15 protein-coding genes and 5 tRNA genes are annotated in these 18,206 nt (G+C 69.9%); 10 read left to right on the top strand and 10 right to left on the bottom strand.

Going from position 1 to position 18,206, the window contains the following annotated elements; translation table 11 throughout:
• Positions 1 to 329 precede the first annotated feature (329 nt).
• The 8 genes from ACH5AF_RS10710 to ACH5AF_RS10675 form a co-directional block, all read right to left on the bottom strand.
• Positions 330 to 911 carry an ATP/GTP-binding protein gene (locus ACH5AF_RS10710; RefSeq protein WP_050791473.1) on the bottom strand — a complete coding sequence of 194 codons (582 nt, stop codon included), beginning with the start codon at positions 909 to 911 and terminating at the stop codon, positions 330 to 332.
• On the bottom strand, positions 892 to 1,494 hold the full coding sequence (locus ACH5AF_RS10705; RefSeq protein ID WP_398901192.1) for a DUF742 domain-containing protein: 603 nt from the start codon (positions 1,492 to 1,494) through the stop codon (positions 892 to 894). The genes ACH5AF_RS10710 and ACH5AF_RS10705 overlap by 20 nt, the downstream gene beginning before the upstream one ends.
• A 96-nt stretch (positions 1,495 to 1,590) precedes the next feature.
• A complete protein-coding gene (locus tag ACH5AF_RS10700) occupies positions 1,591 to 2,004 on the bottom strand; it encodes a roadblock/LC7 domain-containing protein (RefSeq protein WP_005311461.1) in 414 nt (137 codons plus the stop codon).
• 10 nt (positions 2,005 to 2,014) lie between these two features.
• On the bottom strand, positions 2,015 to 5,302 hold the full coding sequence (locus ACH5AF_RS10695) for a nitrate- and nitrite sensing domain-containing protein (protein WP_398901191.1): 3,288 nt from the start codon (positions 5,300 to 5,302) through the stop codon (positions 2,015 to 2,017).
• A gap of 336 nt (positions 5,303 to 5,638) precedes the next feature.
• Positions 5,639 to 6,220: an ATP/GTP-binding protein gene (locus ACH5AF_RS10690; RefSeq protein ID WP_050791472.1), complete on the bottom strand. Its 582-nt coding sequence runs from the start codon at positions 6,218 to 6,220 to the stop codon at positions 5,639 to 5,641.
• Positions 6,201 to 6,605 (bottom strand): DUF742 domain-containing protein, encoded by a 405-nt coding sequence (locus ACH5AF_RS10685; RefSeq protein WP_398901190.1) that lies wholly within the window; start codon positions 6,603 to 6,605, stop codon positions 6,201 to 6,203. Before ACH5AF_RS10685 ends, ACH5AF_RS10690 begins: the two co-directional genes overlap by 20 nt.
• A gap of 134 nt (positions 6,606 to 6,739) precedes the next feature.
• Positions 6,740 to 7,153 carry a roadblock/LC7 domain-containing protein gene (locus ACH5AF_RS10680; protein ID WP_215177658.1) on the bottom strand — a complete coding sequence of 138 codons (414 nt, stop codon included), beginning with the start codon at positions 7,151 to 7,153 and terminating at the stop codon, positions 6,740 to 6,742.
• A gap of 9 nt (positions 7,154 to 7,162) precedes the next feature.
• Entirely contained in the window at positions 7,163 to 10,702 is a 3,540-nt protein-coding gene (locus tag ACH5AF_RS10675; protein WP_398901189.1) for a nitrate- and nitrite sensing domain-containing protein, read from the bottom strand.
• A gap of 606 nt (positions 10,703 to 11,308) precedes the next feature.
• Between ACH5AF_RS10675 and ACH5AF_RS10670 the strand changes: the two genes are divergently transcribed.
• The 10 genes from ACH5AF_RS10670 (at position 11,309) to ACH5AF_RS10625 (ending at position 16,284) form a co-directional block, all read left to right on the top strand.
• A complete protein-coding gene (locus tag ACH5AF_RS10670) occupies positions 11,309 to 11,482 on the top strand; it encodes a hypothetical protein (RefSeq protein WP_398901188.1) in 174 nt (57 codons plus the stop codon).
• Positions 11,483 to 11,815: 333 nt separating this feature from the next.
• Complete coding sequence (locus ACH5AF_RS10665) at positions 11,816 to 12,589, top strand: fumarylacetoacetate hydrolase family protein (protein ID WP_215177538.1); 774 nt, start codon at positions 11,816 to 11,818, stop codon at positions 12,587 to 12,589.
• Positions 12,582 to 14,057 carry a glutamate--tRNA ligase gene (gene gltX, locus ACH5AF_RS10660; protein ID WP_398901187.1) on the top strand — a complete coding sequence of 492 codons (1,476 nt, stop codon included), beginning with the start codon at positions 12,582 to 12,584 and terminating at the stop codon, positions 14,055 to 14,057. The genes ACH5AF_RS10665 and gltX overlap by 8 nt, the downstream gene beginning before the upstream one ends.
• A gap of 114 nt (positions 14,058 to 14,171) precedes the next feature.
• Positions 14,172 to 14,840 carry a DUF4241 domain-containing protein gene (locus ACH5AF_RS10655; RefSeq protein WP_398901185.1) on the top strand — a complete coding sequence of 223 codons (669 nt, stop codon included), beginning with the start codon at positions 14,172 to 14,174 and terminating at the stop codon, positions 14,838 to 14,840.
• Positions 14,841 to 14,956: 116 nt separating this feature from the next.
• Positions 14,957 to 15,679 carry an HAD family hydrolase gene (locus tag ACH5AF_RS10650; protein WP_398901184.1) on the top strand — a complete coding sequence of 241 codons (723 nt, stop codon included), beginning with the start codon at positions 14,957 to 14,959 and terminating at the stop codon, positions 15,677 to 15,679.
• A 92-nt stretch (positions 15,680 to 15,771) separates the two neighbouring features.
• Positions 15,772 to 15,843: transfer RNA gene (locus ACH5AF_RS10645), tRNA-Gln, on the top strand.
• Positions 15,844 to 15,864: 21 nt separating this feature from the next.
• Positions 15,865 to 15,937: transfer RNA gene (locus ACH5AF_RS10640), tRNA-Glu, on the top strand.
• A gap of 86 nt (positions 15,938 to 16,023) precedes the next feature.
• Positions 16,024 to 16,096, top strand: a tRNA-Glu gene (locus tag ACH5AF_RS10635).
• Between the two features lie 16 nt (positions 16,097 to 16,112).
• Positions 16,113 to 16,184: transfer RNA gene (locus ACH5AF_RS10630), tRNA-Gln, on the top strand.
• A gap of 27 nt (positions 16,185 to 16,211) precedes the next feature.
• A tRNA-Glu gene (locus ACH5AF_RS10625) sits at positions 16,212 to 16,284 on the top strand.
• Between the two features lie 661 nt (positions 16,285 to 16,945).
• Here the strand turns inward: ACH5AF_RS10625 and ACH5AF_RS10620 are convergent.
• Entirely contained in the window at positions 16,946 to 17,194 is a 249-nt protein-coding gene (locus ACH5AF_RS10620; RefSeq protein WP_398901183.1) for an SCO4226 family nickel-binding protein, read from the bottom strand.
• 161 nt (positions 17,195 to 17,355) lie between these two features.
• Positions 17,356 to 18,072 (bottom strand): IclR family transcriptional regulator NdgR, encoded by a 717-nt coding sequence (gene ndgR / locus ACH5AF_RS10615; RefSeq protein ID WP_026278050.1) that lies wholly within the window; start codon positions 18,070 to 18,072, stop codon positions 17,356 to 17,358.
• Positions 18,073 to 18,206: the final 134 nt, after the last annotated feature.

Below are 18,206 nucleotides of genomic sequence, written 5' to 3'. Positions count from 1 at the left end.
CCTGCGGCCTTGCGTTCCGGGGCACCTGTCGTCGGACGGGCTGGGTTCTCCACCCACAGCCGGCGATCCGGGAGGCGGGCCGTGCGGTGGCCTCAACCTCCCCCTGGAGTCGCCCGGGGGCGCCCGGACGGGGCGGCTGTGGCACATGCAGCCCCGCCGGCGATTGAGGCGCGGAGCCCCCGGCTAGGCCGCTGGCGGCCCCGGCACGCCCCCGCACGCACACAGCCCCGGTGCCGGACGCCCGCACACACGGGAACGGCCCCCTCGGCTCCGGCACGGAGACGAGGGGGCCGTTCCTCAGGGCGCGTACAGGGACCGCCGGGGACCGTCTAGCGCAGGCGGGCCATGAGGGCGTGTTCGACGAGGGTGATGAGGGCGCTCTTGGCGTCCGCGCGGTGGCGGGCGTCGGTGGTGATGATCGGGGTGTCGGGTCCGATCTGGAGTGCTTCGCGTACTTCTTCGGGGTTGTAGGGCTGGTGTCCGTCGAAGCCGTTGAGGGCGATGACGAAGGGCAGTCCGCTGTTCTCGAAGTAGTCGACGGCCGGGAAGCAGTCGGCGAGCCGCCGGGTGTCGACGAGCACGACGGCGCCGATGGCGCCGCGGACGAGGTCGTCCCACATGAACCAGAAGCGGTCCTGTCCGGGGGTACCGAAGAGGTACAGGATCAGGTCCTGGTCGAGGGTGATGCGGCCGAAGTCCATGGCGACCGTCGTGGTCGTCTTGTCGCCGGTGTGCGTGAGGTCGTCGATGCCCGCCGACGCTGACGTCATGACGGCCTCGGTACGCAGCGGGTTGATCTCCGAGACGGCGCCGACGAACGTGGTCTTGCCCACGCCGAAGCCGCCCGCCACCACGATCTTCGCGCTGGTGGTTGAGCGGGCTGCACCGCCGCTAGAGCTTGCGAAGTCCACTGAGCACCCTTTCGAGCAGTGTCACGGCCGGCTGGCCGCCGGCGGCCGCGTCGCCGCCGGGCTGGTGGATGGCGACAAGTCCGGCCTCCGCCAGGTCGGCGACGAGGATCCGGGCAACGCCGAGGGGGATGGTGAGAAGCGCCGAGATCTCGGCGACCGACTTGATCTCGAAACAAAGCCGGCAGATCCGCTGGTGCTCGGGCAACTGCCCTTGCAGCCGGGCCGGATCGGCCGTGGTGCTGACCAGCGCCTCGATGGCGAGCTGGTAGCGCGGCCGGGTCCGGCCGCCGGTCATCGCATAAGGACGCACCAGGGGGTTGTGCTTGCCCGTGCCCGTACCGGATGCTGACGCCGTCCGGGGCTCGGGGGCCCGTCGCGGAGCCACCGGCTGGCTACGGGGCTGTTGCTGCCCGTACGACGAGGGGTCGTACGACGGGTCGTAGGGCGACTGCGGCTGCTGGTACGGCTGGTTGCCGCCGTGTCTGCTGGGCGTCGAAGGAAAATTGAAGCGGTTGTGAGTGTGCTCACCACCCTGGGGCTGTTGAGCACCGTCAAATGGGTGTCCGCCTGGGGGTGTTGCCACGTTTCCTCCTCCGACTGCCGGTCGCCGGTCCCTGTCCCTGTGGAGCCGCGCCACCGCACCTTATGGTGCGGTGGCGGGAAATGCACTGTCCGTTTGTCAGTTGAGCAGACTTCCCTGGAGCTCTGCACGCAGGTCGGGGGTGAGGACGCTGCCCGCGCGGTCGACCAGGAGGGCCATCTCGTAGCCCACCAGGCCGATGTCGGCCTCCGGGTGGGCGAGAACTGCCAGGGAGGATCCGTCGGAGATGGACATGATGAAGAGGAATCCGCGCTCCATCTCCACGACCGTCTGGTTGACGGCACCGCCTTCGAAGATCCGGGAAGCTCCCGCGGTCAGCGAGGTCAGCCCGGAGGCGACCGCCGCCAGCTGATCGGCGCGGTCACGCGGGAAGCCCTCGGACATCGCCAGCAGGAGTCCGTCGGCGGAGACCACCACCGTGTGGGACACCCCAGGGGTGTTGTCCACGAAGTTGGTGATCAACCAGTTGAGATTCTGCGCCGCCTGGCTCATCGGGCTCACACTAACGCTCCTGGTTGTAGGTACTACCCGGGCCACCGTTTTGATCGTAGGTGGCCGGTCCGTTCGTGTCCGTTCCCGCGCTGCGTCCCTGCTGGACACCGCGCCGCAGGTTGCTCAACCTGCCACGCACGTCCTCAGGGGCGCGGGAGACCTGTGGTCCGCCCTGCGGCGTCTGCTCCGCGGTGCCCTCGATCAGGTTCGCCTTGGGTACTCGCCGCGGGAGACCGGACGAAGTGACTCCGCCCGCCTTCGGCTCGCGAAGCTTCTCCGCCCGCTGCCAGCGCTCGTCGTTCGTCGAACGCCACTCGTCGGAGGAGGACCCGTCGCCGCTGCCGTTCTCCGCGGCCTGCCTGCTCCGGGGAGCCGGCGAGGCCTGCTCGGCCGACTGCGGCCACTGCCGTTCGGCCTGCTGCTGAGACTGCGACGGCTGGCTGCTGCCGCGTCGGGGGAGACCGGACGCGGTCGTCGCATGACCGCTGCTCGGAGTGGGTCCCGGACGGTCGAAGCCTACGCGCTCAGAGCCGTTCGCGGGAGCGCTGGGGGCAGATTCCGATTCGCTGCGGAAATCCGGCTCGTAGGCGGCCTGGTAGTTGTCCTGATCCGACCACTCTGCCTGGTGGGACTGGGTCTCGTACGAGCCGTCGTACTGCTGCTGGGAAGCGTCAGGAGCCTGGTAATCGGCTTCCGCATATGCATCCTGCAGGTGCTCCTGCGGCTGCTGGTGCTCGGGGTAGCCACCGGCCGTCCCCGACCGGTCCGCATAGCCCTGGCCGTCGTAGCCCTGCGCGTCGTAACCCTGGCCGTCGTAGGACTGCTCCCCGTACGACTGCTGGTCGTAGCCCTGCTGCTCCTGGGCGTAACCCTGGGCGCCGAACTGCTGGCCGTACTCGGAGCCGTACTCCTGGTTCTGCTGGTCCTGCTCGGGATAGGCGACCTCGTCCCGGTACATCGGGCGGTCACCACCCTGCGCCTGCGCCTCCAGCGCCGCACGGCGCTCTTCGCGCAAGAGTGAGCGGCCCACCGGGTCCAGCTGCGCCTTGTCGCCGGGCTGCTCGTAGCGGGAGTCGTCGAAGCCGAGTTCCGCCGCGGTGCGCATCGGGGCGGTCTCGAAGGACGGCTGCTCGTAGCCCCGCTGCTCCGGGATGATCTGCGAGACGGTGAAGTCGTCCTCGGGCAGCGCTTCGCCGCCGCCACCGTGGGTGATGGCGTCGGGCAGCATGACCAGCGAGGTGGTGCCGGCCTGCTCGCCCGAGGGACGCAGCTGGACGCGGATGCCGTGCCGGTCGGCGAGGCGGCCGACCACGAACAGGCCCATGCGCTGCGAGACGGCGGCGTCCACCGTCGGAGGGTTGGCCAGCTTGTGGTTGATGTCGGCGAAGTCCTCGGCGGTCAGGCCGATGCCCTTGTCGTGGATCTCGATCATCACGCGGCCGTCGGGCAGCCTGGTCGCGGTGACGCGGACCTTGGTCTGCGGGGAGGAGAACGTGGTGGCGTTCTCCAGCAGCTCGGCCAGCAGGTGCACGAGGTCGGTCACGGCCTGGCCGTGGATCTCCGTCTCCGGCACGCCGGTGAGTTCGATGCGCTCGTAGGACTCCACCTCGGAGGAGGCGGCGCGCAGCACGTCGACCAGCGGCACGGGCTGGTTCCAGCGGCGGCCGGGCTCCTCGCCGGCGAGGACGAGGAGGTTCTCGCCATTGCGGCGCATACGGGTCGCCAGGTGGTCCAGCTTGAAGAGGTTCTCCAGCTGGTCCGGGTCGGCCTCGTTGTTCTCCAGGTCGGTGATCAGGGTCAGCTGGCCCTCGATCAGAGACTGGTTGCGGCGCGAGAGGTTGGTGAAGATCGCGTTGACGTTGCCACGGAGCATGGCCTGCTCGGCGGCGAGCCGCACGGCCTCGCGGTGGACCTGGTCGAAGGCGCGGGCGACCTCGCCGATCTCGTCCTGGGTGTCGATCGGGATGGGCTGGACGCGGGTGTCGACGCGGCCCGGCTCGGTGCGCGAGAGCTGGTCGACCAGCATCGGCAGGCGCTGCTCGGCGATGCCGAAGGCGGCGGTGCGCAGCTGGCGCATCGAGCGGCTCATCTGGCGGGCCATGAGACCGGCCAGGATGAAGGCGGCCAGCAGGGCGATCACGACGATGGCGCCGTTGGTGATCGCGTCGTTGCGGGCGTCGTCGGAGATCTCGGCGGCCTCGGTCACCGCGCGGTCGACGAGGTCCTTCTCGATCTCGGTGTAGCCGTCGAACTTGGCGGTGGCCGCGCCCATCCACGTCTCGGGCGTGACGTCCTTGGCCTTGAGCTGCTTCGGGGACAGGCCCGAGCCGATCGCGCCGGCCATTCCCGTGAAGAAGGAGCCGTCGGGGCCCTGCGGCGGGTTCAGGCCCGCGGCCTGAAGCCGCTTGGCCCCGTCGGCGGCCTTGCCGGCCATGATCTGCTTGAGCTTCGCGGTGTCGGCCTCGGTGCCGCCGGAGACGTACTCGCCGATCGCGATCTGCTCGAGGTAGTTGTACGAGTTGAACGCCACCGTCTGCTTGGCGAAGACGGTCTTGTCCTGGCTGGGCCGGAGCAGCAGGTGCATACCGATCGAGCGCTCCAGCGACGCGGCCGCCTTGGCGAGCTGGACCGCGTAGACGGTACGGCCGTAGCTGGTGACGTTGCCGGTGCCGAGGCCGAGCTCGTTGGAGAACTCCATGAGCACGTGCTGGACCTTGACGTAGCCCTCCTCGGTCTGCACCGGGTCCAGGGCCTTGGAGTAGGCGGCCTGGCGCAGCTTGTCGAGGTTGGGCTCCTCCTTGTCGAAGAGCTCCAGACGGCGTTCCAGACCCTGCCCGTCGGGCATGTCCTCGACGGCGTCGCGGAACTTGGCCGCGGCGGCGTCGGTGGTCTCGTACGCCTCGGTGACCGCGGGGCTCTTGCGGTCCGCCTCGCTGGTGGCGAGCAGCAGCGTGGAGGCGGTGAGGTCGCGCTCGTTGAGCAGGGCCTGGCCGTACTCCGACGCGGCGCGCACGATCAGCGCCGTCTTCTCGGCGTCCTTCGCCTCGCTCCAGGTGTCGATCGACTGCTTGACCTGGAAGCCGCCCATGACCAGTCCGACGAGGACGGGAATGAGGAGGATCGCGTTCAGACGGGTGGGCACCCGCCAGTTGCGCGGGGACAGCCGGCTGGAGCTGCCGGCGGTCGGGGACGTGCCCGAAGCACCCGACGCATCCGCAGGCGTCACCGCTGTGCGCGGCGGCGGGGTGAAGTTGCCCCGCGCCTGCTGCTCTGCGGAGCTCGTCTTGCTTCGCCTCACTCGACCAACAACCTCTCGGCGTCGGCACCTACGCTGTGCCGTGGTTCGTTCATAGCCGTACTACTCGGCAGTTCGACGAATTCCAGCACGCCGAGCCGCCCATTCCAAACACTTGGAATCTGGGATTCCGGGTGCTCGAACCCTCTGATAAAACGGGCATAAAGAACGAGCCGCATCAAAAGGCGAGTCTCATGTGAGCACAGTGACACCGAGCGTGTGCATGGGGTGGCGGCCCTGCTGCAATTCTCTGTCGAAATGTTATGAACAGCGAGGCGGGCCGTGTCAAAGGACACGGCCCGCCACCTGACAACTACGACAACTGCCGTATGGCGTCGTCTACTTGAGCCGCGCCATGAGGGCGTGTTCGACGAGGGTGATGAGGGCGCTCTTGGCGTCCGCGCGGTGGCGGGCGTCGGTGGTGATGATCGGGGTGTCGGGTCCGATCTGGAGTGCTTCGCGTACTTCTTCGGGGTTGTAGGGCTGGTGTCCGTCGAAGCCGTTGAGGGCGATGACGAAGGGCAGTCCGCTGTTCTCGAAGTAGTCGACGGCCGGGAAGCAGTCGGCGAGCCGCCGGGTGTCGACGAGCACGACGGCGCCGATGGCGCCGCGGACGAGGTCGTCCCACATGAACCAGAAGCGGTCCTGTCCGGGGGTACCGAAGAGGTACAGGATCAGGTCCTGGTCGAGGGTGATGCGGCCGAAGTCCATGGCGACCGTCGTGGTCGTCTTGTCGCCGGTGTGCGTGAGGTCGTCGATGCCCGCCGACGCTGACGTCATGACGGCCTCGGTACGCAGCGGGTTGATCTCCGAGACGGCGCCGACGAACGTGGTCTTGCCCACGCCGAAGCCGCCCGCCACCACGATCTTCGCGGAGGTCGTCGACCGGGCCGAACCGCCGCTAGAGCTTCCGAAGTCCACTGAGCACCCTTTCGAGCAGTGTCACATCCGGCGTACCGCCGGCCTCTCCGTTGCCCGGCTGGTGAATCGCCACCATGCCGGCCTCCGCCAGGTCGGCGACGAGGATGCGGGCCACGCCAAGCGGCATCGCCAGCAGCGCCGAGATCTCGGCTACCGACTTGACCTCCCGGCACAGGTGGCAGATCCGCTGGTGCTCGGGGAGCAGTCCGGCGAGCATCGCCGGGTCCGCGGTGGTGCTGACCAGTGCCTCTATCGCGAGCTGGTAGCGCGGCCGGGTCCGGCCGCCGGTCATCGCGTAAGGACGCACCAGCGGCTGGTCGCCCTCGTCCTCGTACGCGTCGAATGACGTGCCGTACGGATCGTGAGAGGCGGGTGGCGGGGTCATGAATCCTCCGGGCGTGACAGCAAGTGGTCGGCTGTGCCGTCTGATGGGGCCGGTGGGGGGCCTTGGGCGGCCGTTCGGTTGTCTGTGCGTGGCGGCGGCCGGACCGGTGAGTGGGGTCACCGACGGCCGGAATGTCAGTGCAGAAGACTTCCCTGGAGCTCGGCGCGCAGATCAGGGGTGAGGACGCTGCCCGCCCGGTCGACCAGAAGAGCCATCTCGTAGCCCACCAGGCCGATGTCGGCGTCCGGGTGGGCGAGAACGGCCAGCGACGACCCGTCGGAGACGGACATCAGGAACAGAAAGCCGCGCTCCATCTCCACGACCGTCTGGCTCACGGGACCGCCCTCGAAGATCCGGGAGGCTCCCGCGGTCAGCGAGGTCAGCCCGGATGCCACGGCCGCGAGCTGATCGGCCCGGTCGCGGGGAAAACCTTCGGACATCGCCAGCAGAAGACCGTCGGCGGAGACCACCACCGTGTGCGACACCCCAGGGGTGTTGTCCACGAAGTTGGTGATCAACCAGTTCAGGTTCTGCGCCGCCTGGCTCATCGGACTCAACTATCGCTCCTGCTGGTGATTGGGGCCGGGGTTGAAGCTGCCGGTCGTGGGGCTGTTCTGCTGCCGGCCCTGCTGGATACCCCGGCGCAGATTGGTCAGTCGGCCGCGCACGTCGTCGGGTGCGCGCGAGACCTGCGGACCGGACTGGTGGTTCTGCTCCTGCGCGGTGCCCGGGACGAGGTTCGCTCGCGGGACGCGACGGGGCAGACCCGAGGTGGTGACACCACCGGCCGCGGGCTTGCGCACCCGCTCGGCCTGGCGCACCAGCTCGTCGTTGGGCGAAGTGCGCCAGGAGGCGCCGTTCGCCGAGGGCGCCTCGCCCGGGGTCCCCGGGTTCGGCACAGAGTGACGCTGCGGCATCTGCGGAGCGGACCGCTGCTGCGGCTGCTGCTCGGCCGGGCCACCGCCCTGCGACCCGTGGAACCAGTTGGTCTCCAGCGTGTCGTACAGCGGCGTACGGCCGTCCCCCGGGCCGGCCGGAGGCAGGGCCTCGGGCTGGTGCGGAGCGGGCAGGGAGGCCGCCGGCCGTGCCGGGGGGAAGCCCTCGTCCCGGCGGCGCGGCGCCTGCTGCTGCGGCGGGGCCTGGAAATCGGGCCGGGCGAACTGCGCGGTCTGAGCCGGGTCCTGGGCGGGCGGCTTCGGGGCGTTGAAGTCCGGCCGGGCGAACTGACCGGACGGCGCAGCCGAGTTCTGGCCGCCGTACACGTCGGGGCGGACGAACTGGCCCGTGGAACCAGGGTCCGCGGGGCCGTTGAAGTCCGGCCGGGCGAACTCGGCCGTGGCACCGGCGCCGCGCGAGGCGTCGTGGTCCTCGTGGCCGCGCGGCGCGTCGGCCGCCGGGCGCTGCTGCGGAGCGGGCGGCTGCTCGCTGCCCCAGCTGGTGGTCTGCGGACGCTGCGGACGCGGCTCCTCGCGCCGGGCGGGAGAGCCGCCCGGCAGCTCGGCGCGCGGAACGCCCGTCGGCGGCAGCTGCCGACCGCGGTCGCCCGCGCCCGGCGCACCCTGACGGAAGCCGCTCTGCGGGGCCTCGCCCCGGGCGGGCGCGGGAACACCCTGGCCGCCACGGCCCGCGCCGAACGCGTCGCCCTGACGCGAGGGGTCCTGCGGGGAGCCGTTCTGACCCTGGGCCGGACGCGGAGCACCGTCACGTCCCGGCAGCGCGGCGCGGGGCCCCGAAGGGGCGCCGACCTGGCCGCGCGGCGCGCCGGTGCCGAGCCGGCCGCCCGCGGGCGCACCGCTCGCGCCGGGACCGCCGCCGCCGGGACGCCCGCCGCCGGCCGCCGGAGCACCGGGACGGCCCGGGAGGCCGGGAGCGCCGCCGCCGGGGCCCTGCGCAGCCGCGCCCTGGCCACCCGCACCCGGCTTGCCCGGGAGCTTCCTGCCGCCGTTGGCGACATCGACGGGGAGCATGACGAGCGCGGTGGTGCCACCCGAGTCCGACGGGCGCAGCTGGATACGGATGCCGTGCCGCAGGGACAGGCGGCCGACCACGAACAGACCCATGCGGCGGGAGACCGAGACGTCCACGGTGGGCGGCGACGCCAGCCGCTCGTTGATCGCGGCGAGGTCCTCGGGGGAGAGGCCGATGCCGGTGTCGTGGATCTCGACGAGGACCCGTCCGTCGGGCAGCGCGTGACCGGTGACCCGGACCTTGGTCTGCGGGGAGGAGAACGACGTCGCGTTCTCCAGCAGCTCGGCGAGCAGGTGCACGAGGTCGTTGACGACGCGGCCGGCGACCTCTGTCGCGGGCACGGCCGCGAGCTCGATGCGCTCGTACTGCTCCACCTCGGACGCGGCGGCGCGCAGCACGTCGACGAGCGGGACCGGGCGCGTCCACCGGCGGCCCGGCTCCTCGCCCGCGAGGACGAGGAGGTTCTCACCGTTCCGGCGCATACGGGTCGCGAGGTGGTCCAGCTTGAACAGCGAGGACAGCTGGTCCGGGTCGGCCTCGCGGGACTCCAGCTCGGAGATGAGCGAGAGCTGACGCTGGATGAGGCCCTGGGACCGGCGCGAGAGGTTGGTGAACATCGCGTTGACGTTGCCCCGCAGCAGGGCCTGCTCGGCGGCGAGCCGGACCGCCTCGCGGTGCACGTCGTCGAAGGCCGCGGCCACCTGGCCGATCTCGTCCCGAGAGTGGACACCGACGGACTCGACGGAGGTGTCGACGTCCTGCGGGTCGGCCTCCGACAGCTGCTTGACGAGCTCGGGCAGCCGGTCCTGGGCGACCCTGGTCGCGGTGTCCTGCAGACGGCGCAGCGAGCGGATCATGGACCGGGCCACGACGAACGCGCCGACGAGCGAGACGCCGAGGACGACGAGGATCAGCGCACCGTTGATGATGGCCTCGCGCTGCGACTCCTCGCGCAGCTCACGGGCCTTGCTCTCCATCTGGCCGAGCAGGGTGGCCTCGATCTGCTTCATCGCGTTGATCCGGACCGAGTAGTCGTCGGTCCAGTCCAGGTGCGAGCGCTTGGGCAGGCGGTCGATCTGGCCCTCGGTGTCGAGTACGCGCTTGGCGTACAGCTCCGACGCGGCGATGGTCGGGTTGCCGCTGTCCAGCGTGGCGGTGAGCTCCTCGGCGTCACCGCCGGTGGACTCGTAGATCGCCTTGAAGGCCTTGAGCTCGGTCTCGCCGTTCTCCACGGCGGCCTTGCCGTACAGACGGTCGTTCTCCGCCAGGCCGGGCGCCTTCGCGTTGTCACCGCCTGGCAGGGCCGCGGCGATGATCGCGCGCTGGATGGACGCGTACTCCTTGGCGGACGAGAAGGCCGCCAGAGCGCGCGTGCGCTTGATCATCTCGGGGTTGCTGGTCGCCTGGGCCATGTCCTGGGAGAGGCTCAGCAGCGACTCGATCAGCCGGCTGTAGCTCTCCACGGTCTGCGAGTTCGGGACGTCGCCCTCGTACGCCGTGGCACGGATCTTGTTGAGGCTGTTGACCTGGACGGCGATCTGGTTCGCGTTGGCGCGGATGCTCTCCAGGGCCTCGTCGTCATCCGTGTTGGGGATGTCACGGGTGGCGTCGAGGAAGGCCTTCTTGACCAGGTCGGTCTGGGTGCGCGGACCGGAGACCTTGAAGTCGGTGATGGGAGAGCCGTTGGCGAGCGGTCCGGCGGACAGGTCGCGCTCCGACTGGAGCGCCTGCGCCAGGTCGGTCGCCGCCCGGGTCATCTCCGTGAGCAGCTGCATGTGGTCCAGCTGCTTCATGTCGTCCATGGACTCCTGGATACGGAGTCCGCCCAGCGTGGTCGCGGCGACGACCGGCAGGGTGAGCAGGGAGACCAGACGCGTGCTGATGCGCCAGTTGCGCAGCGCTATTCGGGAGCCGGTGTCCGTCGGACCCTTCCCTGTCGACGGGGCCTTGCCGCCGTCCGCGGAGTGCGCGGACGCACCGGGGCGCGCGGCACGCTCGCCGCTGTCGCCGGGCGCTGCCGGTCCCTGGTTGTGGGTGTGCTGGGGAGAGGCGCCGCGGTCGGTAGAACCGCGCGGCTCCTGTTCTGCCGCAGCTTCCCCTTGGCCCTGGCGGGCCTGGGGACGCCCCATGCCATCCCTCTTGAAACGTCCCTGCACTAGCGTCGCAACCTCTGGACCAGGCGCCCCTCCGCTTGTACGGCGGGACGGTGTCGGCGTCTCGGGGCATCGATCGCGCCCCATGGTGGTCGTGAGTGACCGGCGCTGCTCCCCCTTCCCCGCCGCCACTCGGCGCTGCGTTGCGCCCAATGCGCGCCGGCCCTGAAACCGCGGCGGTGCGTGGAATTCCAGCACAGTGCCAGTTCTCCAACAAGGGCCGTGTACCGGCCTGTGACCTGGGTGACACCTTGTAAGCGTTATGTCACGAACCGTAGAAACCGTTCACGGAGGAAACGGACTTTACGGCACGAGTCCTTTAGGGGTGGGGGGTGTCCCAGTCCTCATGATCAGGAGCGGAATGGCGCATTCAGTGGCGGAATGTCTGTTCCCACCAGGAAGGCCCATGGTCCGGATTGCCGGAAATGACTCTCTCGTCGTGAGCAAACTCACACGTAGATCGAGTTCTTCCCCTGGCTTTCGGTGGGAATTGAATGTTTAGCCTGAGGCTTTACAAGGATGGTCCGTCCGTCAACCGCGCTTCTCGAAGCGTCCCTACTCCGACAAGGTCTGAAGCAGCCGATGAAGACGACGATGATGTTCCGCAACATAGCCAACCCCCGCCGCACGACGCTCGCGCACCTCGAGGACGCCGACGAGCTGCGGACGCCGGAGCAGCCGGAGCACTCGGTCGATCTTCCCACCCAGACGGCCAACCCCCGCCGCACGATCCTGATGGACGCGCCTGTTTCCTGAGGCTCGGTTTCCCCCTGGCTTCGCCGGGGGGTCCCCACCGGGGCGCTCTCGGCGTGTGTCGACGGTCGGTCGTGCTCGGTCCTTCGTTCCTCAGGACCTCCGCGCTCCCCCCAGCTACCGCTGGGTGGTGCCCTCACTCCCTTTCGACACCCGCGCGCCCCTCCGGCTCTCTCGCCCCATGGTGAACGGCGCCCCGTGGTGAACGGCCCCGCTCACCCGCCCGCGCCGTAATGCGCGAGGCGGGCACGTCCCGCCGCGTTAGCCTGGAGCGTCAGTCTCCGGTCAGCGAGCAGGGCCGGTCAGCGAGTGAGTAGTGAGGGGCGACAGCAACCCGTGCGCATCGCCAGGTTCTCCATCGACGGCAATGTCGCCTTCGGCGCGGTCGAGGAAGGCCCCGACGGCCTCCTCCTCGACATCATCAAGGGCATTCCGTACACAGACTTCGCACTCTCGGGCACCAAGGTCCCGTTGAGCAAGGTCCGGCTGCTGCCCCCCGTGCTGCCCAACAAGGTCGTGGGCATCGGCCGCAACTACGCGGAGCACGCGGCTGAGCTCGGCAACGAGGTCCCGGACCTGCCCGTCGCCTTCTTCAAGCCCACCACCTCCGTCATCGGCTCCGGCGACGCCATCGAGTACCCCTCGTTCTCCAGCGAGCTGCACCACGAGGCCGAGCTCGCCGTCGTCATCGGCCGGATGTGCCGCGAAGTCCCGCGCGAACGCGTCAAGGACGTGATCTTCGGCTACACCTGCGCCAACGACGTCACCGCGCGCGACGCCCAGAAGCGCGAGAAGCAGTGGGCCAGGGCCAAGGGCTTCGACACCTCCTGCCCGCTCGGCCCCTGGGTGGAGACCGACCTCGACCCCGCCGATCTGACGATCCAGTGCACGGTCAACGGCGAACAGCGCCAACTGGGGCGTACGAGCGAGATGGTCCGGTCCGTCGAGGATCTGATCGTGCACATCACCGAGGCCATGACGCTGCTCCCGGGCGACGTCGTCCTCACGGGCACCCCCGCGGGGGTCGGCCCCCTCAACGTCGGCGACGAGGTCGCCGTCACCATCGAAGGCATCGGCACTCTCACCAACAAGGTGATCAAGCGTGGCTAACGGATCCGTCCGCGTACGTTTTTGTCCGTCCCCGACCGGCAACCCCCATGTGGGCCTGGTCCGCACCGCCCTGTTCAACTGGGCCTACGCCCGGCACAACGGCGGCACCATGGTCTTCCGCATTGAGGACACCGACGCGGCCCGCGACTCCGAGGAGTCGTACAACCAGCTGCTCGACTCGCTGCGCTGGCTCGGCCTCGACTGGGACGAGGGCCCCGAGGTCGGCGGCCCCCATGGTCCCTACCGCCAGTCCCAGCGGATGGACATCTACAAGGACGTCGCCGGGAAGCTGATCGACGGCGGCTACGCGTACCCCTGCTACTGCACCGCCCTGGAGCTCGAGGCGCGCCGCGACGCCGCCCGCGCCGCCGGCAGGCCGTCCGGCTACGACGGCAAGTGCCGCACGCTGACGGCAGAGCAGAAGGCCGCGTACGACGCCGAAGGCCGCGAGTCCATCGTCCGCTTCAAGATGCCGGACGAGCCGATCACCTTCACCGACCTGGTGCGCGGCGAGCTGACCTTCACCCCGGAGAACGTCCCGGACTACGGCATCGTCCGCGCCAACGGCGCGCCGCTCTACACGCTCGTCAACCCGGTGGACGACGCGCTGATGGAGATCACCCATGTGCTGCGCGGCGAGGACCTGCTGTCCTCCACCCCGCGCCAGATCGCGCTCTACAAGGCGCTGATCGAGCTCGGCATCGCCAAGGAGGTCCCCTCCTTCGGCCACCTGCCGTACGTCATGGGCGAGGGCAACAAGAAGCTTTCCAAGCGCGACCCGCAGGCCTCGCTCAACCTCTACCGGGAGCGCGGCTTCCTCCCCGAGGGCCTGCTCAACTACCTTTCCCTGCTGGGCTGGTCCTTCTCCGCCGACCAGGACATCTTCACGATCCCGGAGATGGTCGCGAAGTTCGACCTCGCGGACGTCAACGCCAACCCGGCCCGCTTCGACCTGAAGAAGGCCGAGGCCATCAACGCCGACCACATCCGCATGCTGGACGTGAAGACCTTCACCGAGGCGTGCGAGCCGTGGCTGAAGGCCCCGCACGCCAACTGGGCGCCGGAGGACTTCGACCGGGCCGCCTGGGAGGCGATCGCTCCATACGCGCAGACCCGCCTCACGGTCCTCTCGGACATCACCGCCAACGTCGACTTCCTGTTCCTCAAGGAGCCGGTGGAGGACGAGGCGTCGTGGACCAAGGCGATGAAGGGCGACCCCGTCGCCCTGCTGACGACCGCCCGCGAGAAGCTTCAGACGGCCGACTGGTCCAGCGCCGAGTCGCTGAAGGAGGCCGTGCTCGCCGCCGGTGAGTCCCACGGCCTCAAGCTCGGCAAGGCCCAGGCCCCGGTCCGTGTCGCGGTCACCGGCCGCACGGTGGGCCTGCCGCTCTTCGAGTCGCTGGAGATCCTGGGCAAGGAGAAGACCCTCGCCCGTATCGACGCGGCACTGGCGAAGTTGACCGCCTGATCCGCGGGTCCCGAGGGGCGGCAGCCGTAACGGCAGCCGCCCCTCGGTTGTTTGTCGTAGTCCCCGGCTAGTGTTCGGACCGATCCGGACCACAACGGCCCCTGGGGGACCACCATGCCCATGCCCGCTCCCGACTTCGCCTGGCACTTCACGCCGGACAACCGGTTCCAGGAGGAGAACGGGGTCACCGGCACGATGTCGGTCGCCGAGGCGGGGGAGCTGTGGCTGCCCACCGGCCGTGTCGTCGCCTGTGACCCGTTCATCTCCCTCGGCTGCGGCGAGGCCGAGCCGTTCACGGCCGAGGTCGCCCCCGGCCGGTACCGGGTGGAGTGCGCCGTGGCCACCCTCACGCGCCCCGACGAGGAGCCGTCCGACACCCCGCACCAGCGGATCGCCGCCGCACGCCTGGTGATCAAGGACATGCCTCCGGTCGCGTGGGAGATCGGTCTCCAGGCCGGCCAGGACGTGAAGGAGCTCTCCGACGACGAGTTCTACGGCTACGGCGTCGACGCCGGCACCGGCTGCTTCTACGACGCCTCGTGCGACGAGTCGTTCCCCGAGTGCGAGGGCGACGAGGGCCCGCTGTGGGACGCCTTCGACGCCGATGACGCCCACCTGGGCCCGCACATCATCACGGCCCCCGGCACCGGCCACACCCTGGTCGCCTTCAGCTCGGGCTGGGGCGACGGCGCGTATCCGACCTGGATAGGCCGCGGCGCCTCGGGCGAGGTCGTCTGCTTCGTCACCGACTTCTTCGTGGTCCCGCCCGAGGCGATGGCCTGATCGCCGGCCTCGGCGGCATGCCGATCCGCGCGGTCCTCTGGGGCATCGGCAAGCGTTCATCGGGGGGTGACCCCCGGACCCCCAGCCGGGCGGCGCTGTGGCGGTACGGTCGGGGCATGCCGATCCGCGCGGTCCTCTGGGACATCGACGACACGATCTTCGACTACGCGAGCGCCGACCGCATCGGCATGGGCAAGCACCTTGAGCACGAGGGCCTGCCCGGCGGATACGCCTGCGTCGAGCAGGCACTCGTCGCCTGGCGGGAGATCACCGACATCCAGTGGGCCCGTTTCGCCGCGGGGGAGACCGACTTCCCGGGGCAGCGCCGCGACCGGGTACGGCAGTTCCTCGGGGCGCCGGAGATGAGTGACGACGAGGCCGACGCCTGGTTCGGCCGGCATGTCGAGTACTACGAGGCCGCCTGGGCGCTGTTCCCCGACACGATCCCCGTGCTCGACAAGCTCGCCGGTGACTACCGTCACGCCGTCCTGTCCAACTCCAGCATCCACAACCAGGACCGCAAGCTGCGCATCCTCGGCGTGCGGGACCGCTTCGAGGCCGTGGTGTGCGCCGTGGAGATCGGCGTCTCCAAGCCCGAAGCCGCCGCTTTCCTCGCAGCGTGCGAGGTCATCGGCCTCGCCCCGCACGAGGTCGCCTATGTCGGGGACCAGCCCGACATCGATGCCCGTGGCGCCGTCGAGGCCGGACTCACCGGTATCTGGCTCGACCGCGGCGGCCTGGGGGGCAGGCCGGAGCTCATCCGGATCGCCGGTCTCGACGAGCTGCCCCCGCTGTTGCGCGGAGATACCCGTTTTGGAGCGCCGTCCACCTTCGGGTAATGTTCTTCCTGCGCCAAGGGGAGCGGGCCGAAAACCCGGAACCGGAAGCGCAAACCCGAACAAGATCCCCGCATCAGGGGGTTGCGTTTTGGTGGCCTATGGTGTAATTGGCAGCACGACTGATTCTGGTTCAGTTAGTCTAGGTTCGAGTCCTGGTAGGCCAGCTCGCAGAGCTCATCTGCAAAGCCCCCGTTGTGTAGCGGCCTAGCACGCTGCCCTCTCAAGGCAGTAGCGCCGGTTCGAATCCGGTCGGGGGTACAGATCCTTCCCGTGAGATCGTCGGGTCGCACCCGGTCGCTCTCACGGTGACAACATCCGGCTACCGCTGGGTGGGGATCGCTAGGGCCCCCGTTGTGTAGCGGCCTAGCACGCCGCCCTCTCAAGGCGGTAGCGCCGGTTCGAATCCGGTCGGGGGTACTGGTCTAAACCACCATGGGCTATGGTGTAATTGGCAGCACGAGTGATTCTGGTTCATTTAGTCTAGGTTCGAGTCCTGGTAGCCCAGCGGATCCAGCACATGGATCACGATCTTGCCCCCGTTGTGTAGCGGCCTAGCACGCCGCCCTCTCAAGGCGGTAGCGCCGGTTCGAATCCGGTCGGGGGTACAGAGACCGAAGGGGTCTCCCACGCGAGTGGGAGGCCCCTTCGGCGTTCCCGCGCGCCTGCTCGCCGCCGTACCGGCGATGGCCTCCATCTGCCGTGCGCAGGGGGCGAGTTCGGGGGGCGAGTTCGGACGCCGTTCGGGGACAGCACAGCCGGCTCAGTCCGGCGAGCGAGGCGACCAGGTGCGGTACACGGACGAGAGGTCGATGTCGCGGGCGTGGTGTCGCGAGCCCCGACAGCAGCCGCTCGACCTTCGCCCCCGCAGCGGCCGCCGCGGGATCGTCGTCCGAGGGCGCCTGGGGGTGCTGCGACAGCGCCCGCGTCGCTGCACCGAGCCGGATCGTGGGCCCGAGCAAGACGTCGTCGACGTGGGACAGCACCTCGCGGACCGTCGCGACCGGGACGCGGCCGACCCGGATCGTCGCCCCACCCGGCGCGAGCGGTGCAGAGGGGACTCGTCGGTCCGCGATGCCGAGGATGCTCACGAGCTAGCCCCCGGACCGGTGCATCACCTGCTGCATGCCCGCCCCACGGCCCCGCCGGCGCGTACGGACGGCCCGCTGGCACCCGGGTCCAGGCGAAGGGGCCAGCCGGCCGTCGGAGGCCGTGTGCAGGCACGCTGGAGCCCCCGGTCGCAGCGGGCGACGGGGGCTCGGGCAGGGCTCACACAGTGACCGGGACCGCGTGTATCTCGTCCGCAGGGTGGCCCGTGCGCTCGTGGATGCGCTGCACGGCGTCGGCCGAAGGGCCCTCCGACAGGCAGTAGACCGTGCCCGTGTCCGGGTCGGCCCACGCCTGCTTGAAGTGCACACCCTCCTCGCCCTCGATCGCGAGATCCGCGCGGTGCGCCTCCATGAGCTGATCGCTCGTGATGCCCTTCATTCCGCGGTGCACGTCCATGAACTCGGTCATCGCTCTCACACCTCCGTCGGTCCGCACGTAATTCCATGCTGCACCCGCGAACCGGTCCGGGCTCGGCGGAGAGCATGCTCCCGCAGGTCACACGCACGTCCGGCCGGCCCCTGCGGCGTTGGAGGGGCCGGCAGGCCGATGTGGCGCTGCCGCGAGGGAGGTCAGCCGGAGCGGCGCAGCGCCTCGCTGAGGCGCGCGGCGGCGTCGATCACCGCCTGGGCGTGCATACGCCCGGGGTGGCGGGTCAGCCGCTCGATGGGACCGGAGACCGAGACGGCGGCCACCACTCGGTTCGACGGGCCCCGCACCGGAGCGGAGACGGAGGCCACGCCCGGCTCGCGCTCACCGATCGACTGGGCCCAGCCCCGGCGCCGTACGCCCGAGAGGGCCGTCGCCGTGAAGCGCGCGCCCTGCAGCCCGCGGTGCAGCCGCTCGGGCTCTTCCCAGGCCATCAGGATCTGGGCCGACGATCCGGCCTTCATCGTGAGCGTGGAGCCGACGGGCACGGTGTCCCGCAGTCCGGACAGCCGCTCGGCCGCCGCCACGCAGATGCGCATGTCTCCCTGCCGGCGGTAGAGCTGGGCGCTCTCGCCGGTCACGTCGCGCAGGTGTGTGAGTACGGGGCCGGCTGTGGCCAGCAGCCGGTCCTCGCCCGCCGCGGCGGCGAGCTCCGCCAACCGCGGTCCGAGGATGAACCGGCCCTGCATGTCCCTCGCCACCATACGGTGGTGTTCCAGTGCCACGGCCAGGCGATGGGCCGTGGGTCGTGCGAGTCCCGTGGCCGCGACCAGACCCGCGAGGGTGGCCGGACCGGACTCCAGGGCGCTCAAGACAAGGGCCGCCTTGTCGAGAACACCGACGCCGCTAGAGTTGTCCATGCAACGATACTCACGTCTCACTCTGTGAAACGCAAGTTCAATTTTCCGTGGAACTTGCCACGCTGTAGTTGCGGCCCGCGACCAACGGGCACTGCACAAGATCTCTAGTTGTGTCGGCGGCACAGCCGGCCGGA

Source organism: Streptomyces sp. NPDC018833 (assembly GCF_044390825.1).
Lineage (GTDB): Bacteria > Actinomycetota > Actinomycetes > Streptomycetales > Streptomycetaceae > Streptomyces.
Note: the sequence above shows the minus strand (reverse complement) of the source record. Positions and strands in the feature narration are given on the sequence as shown.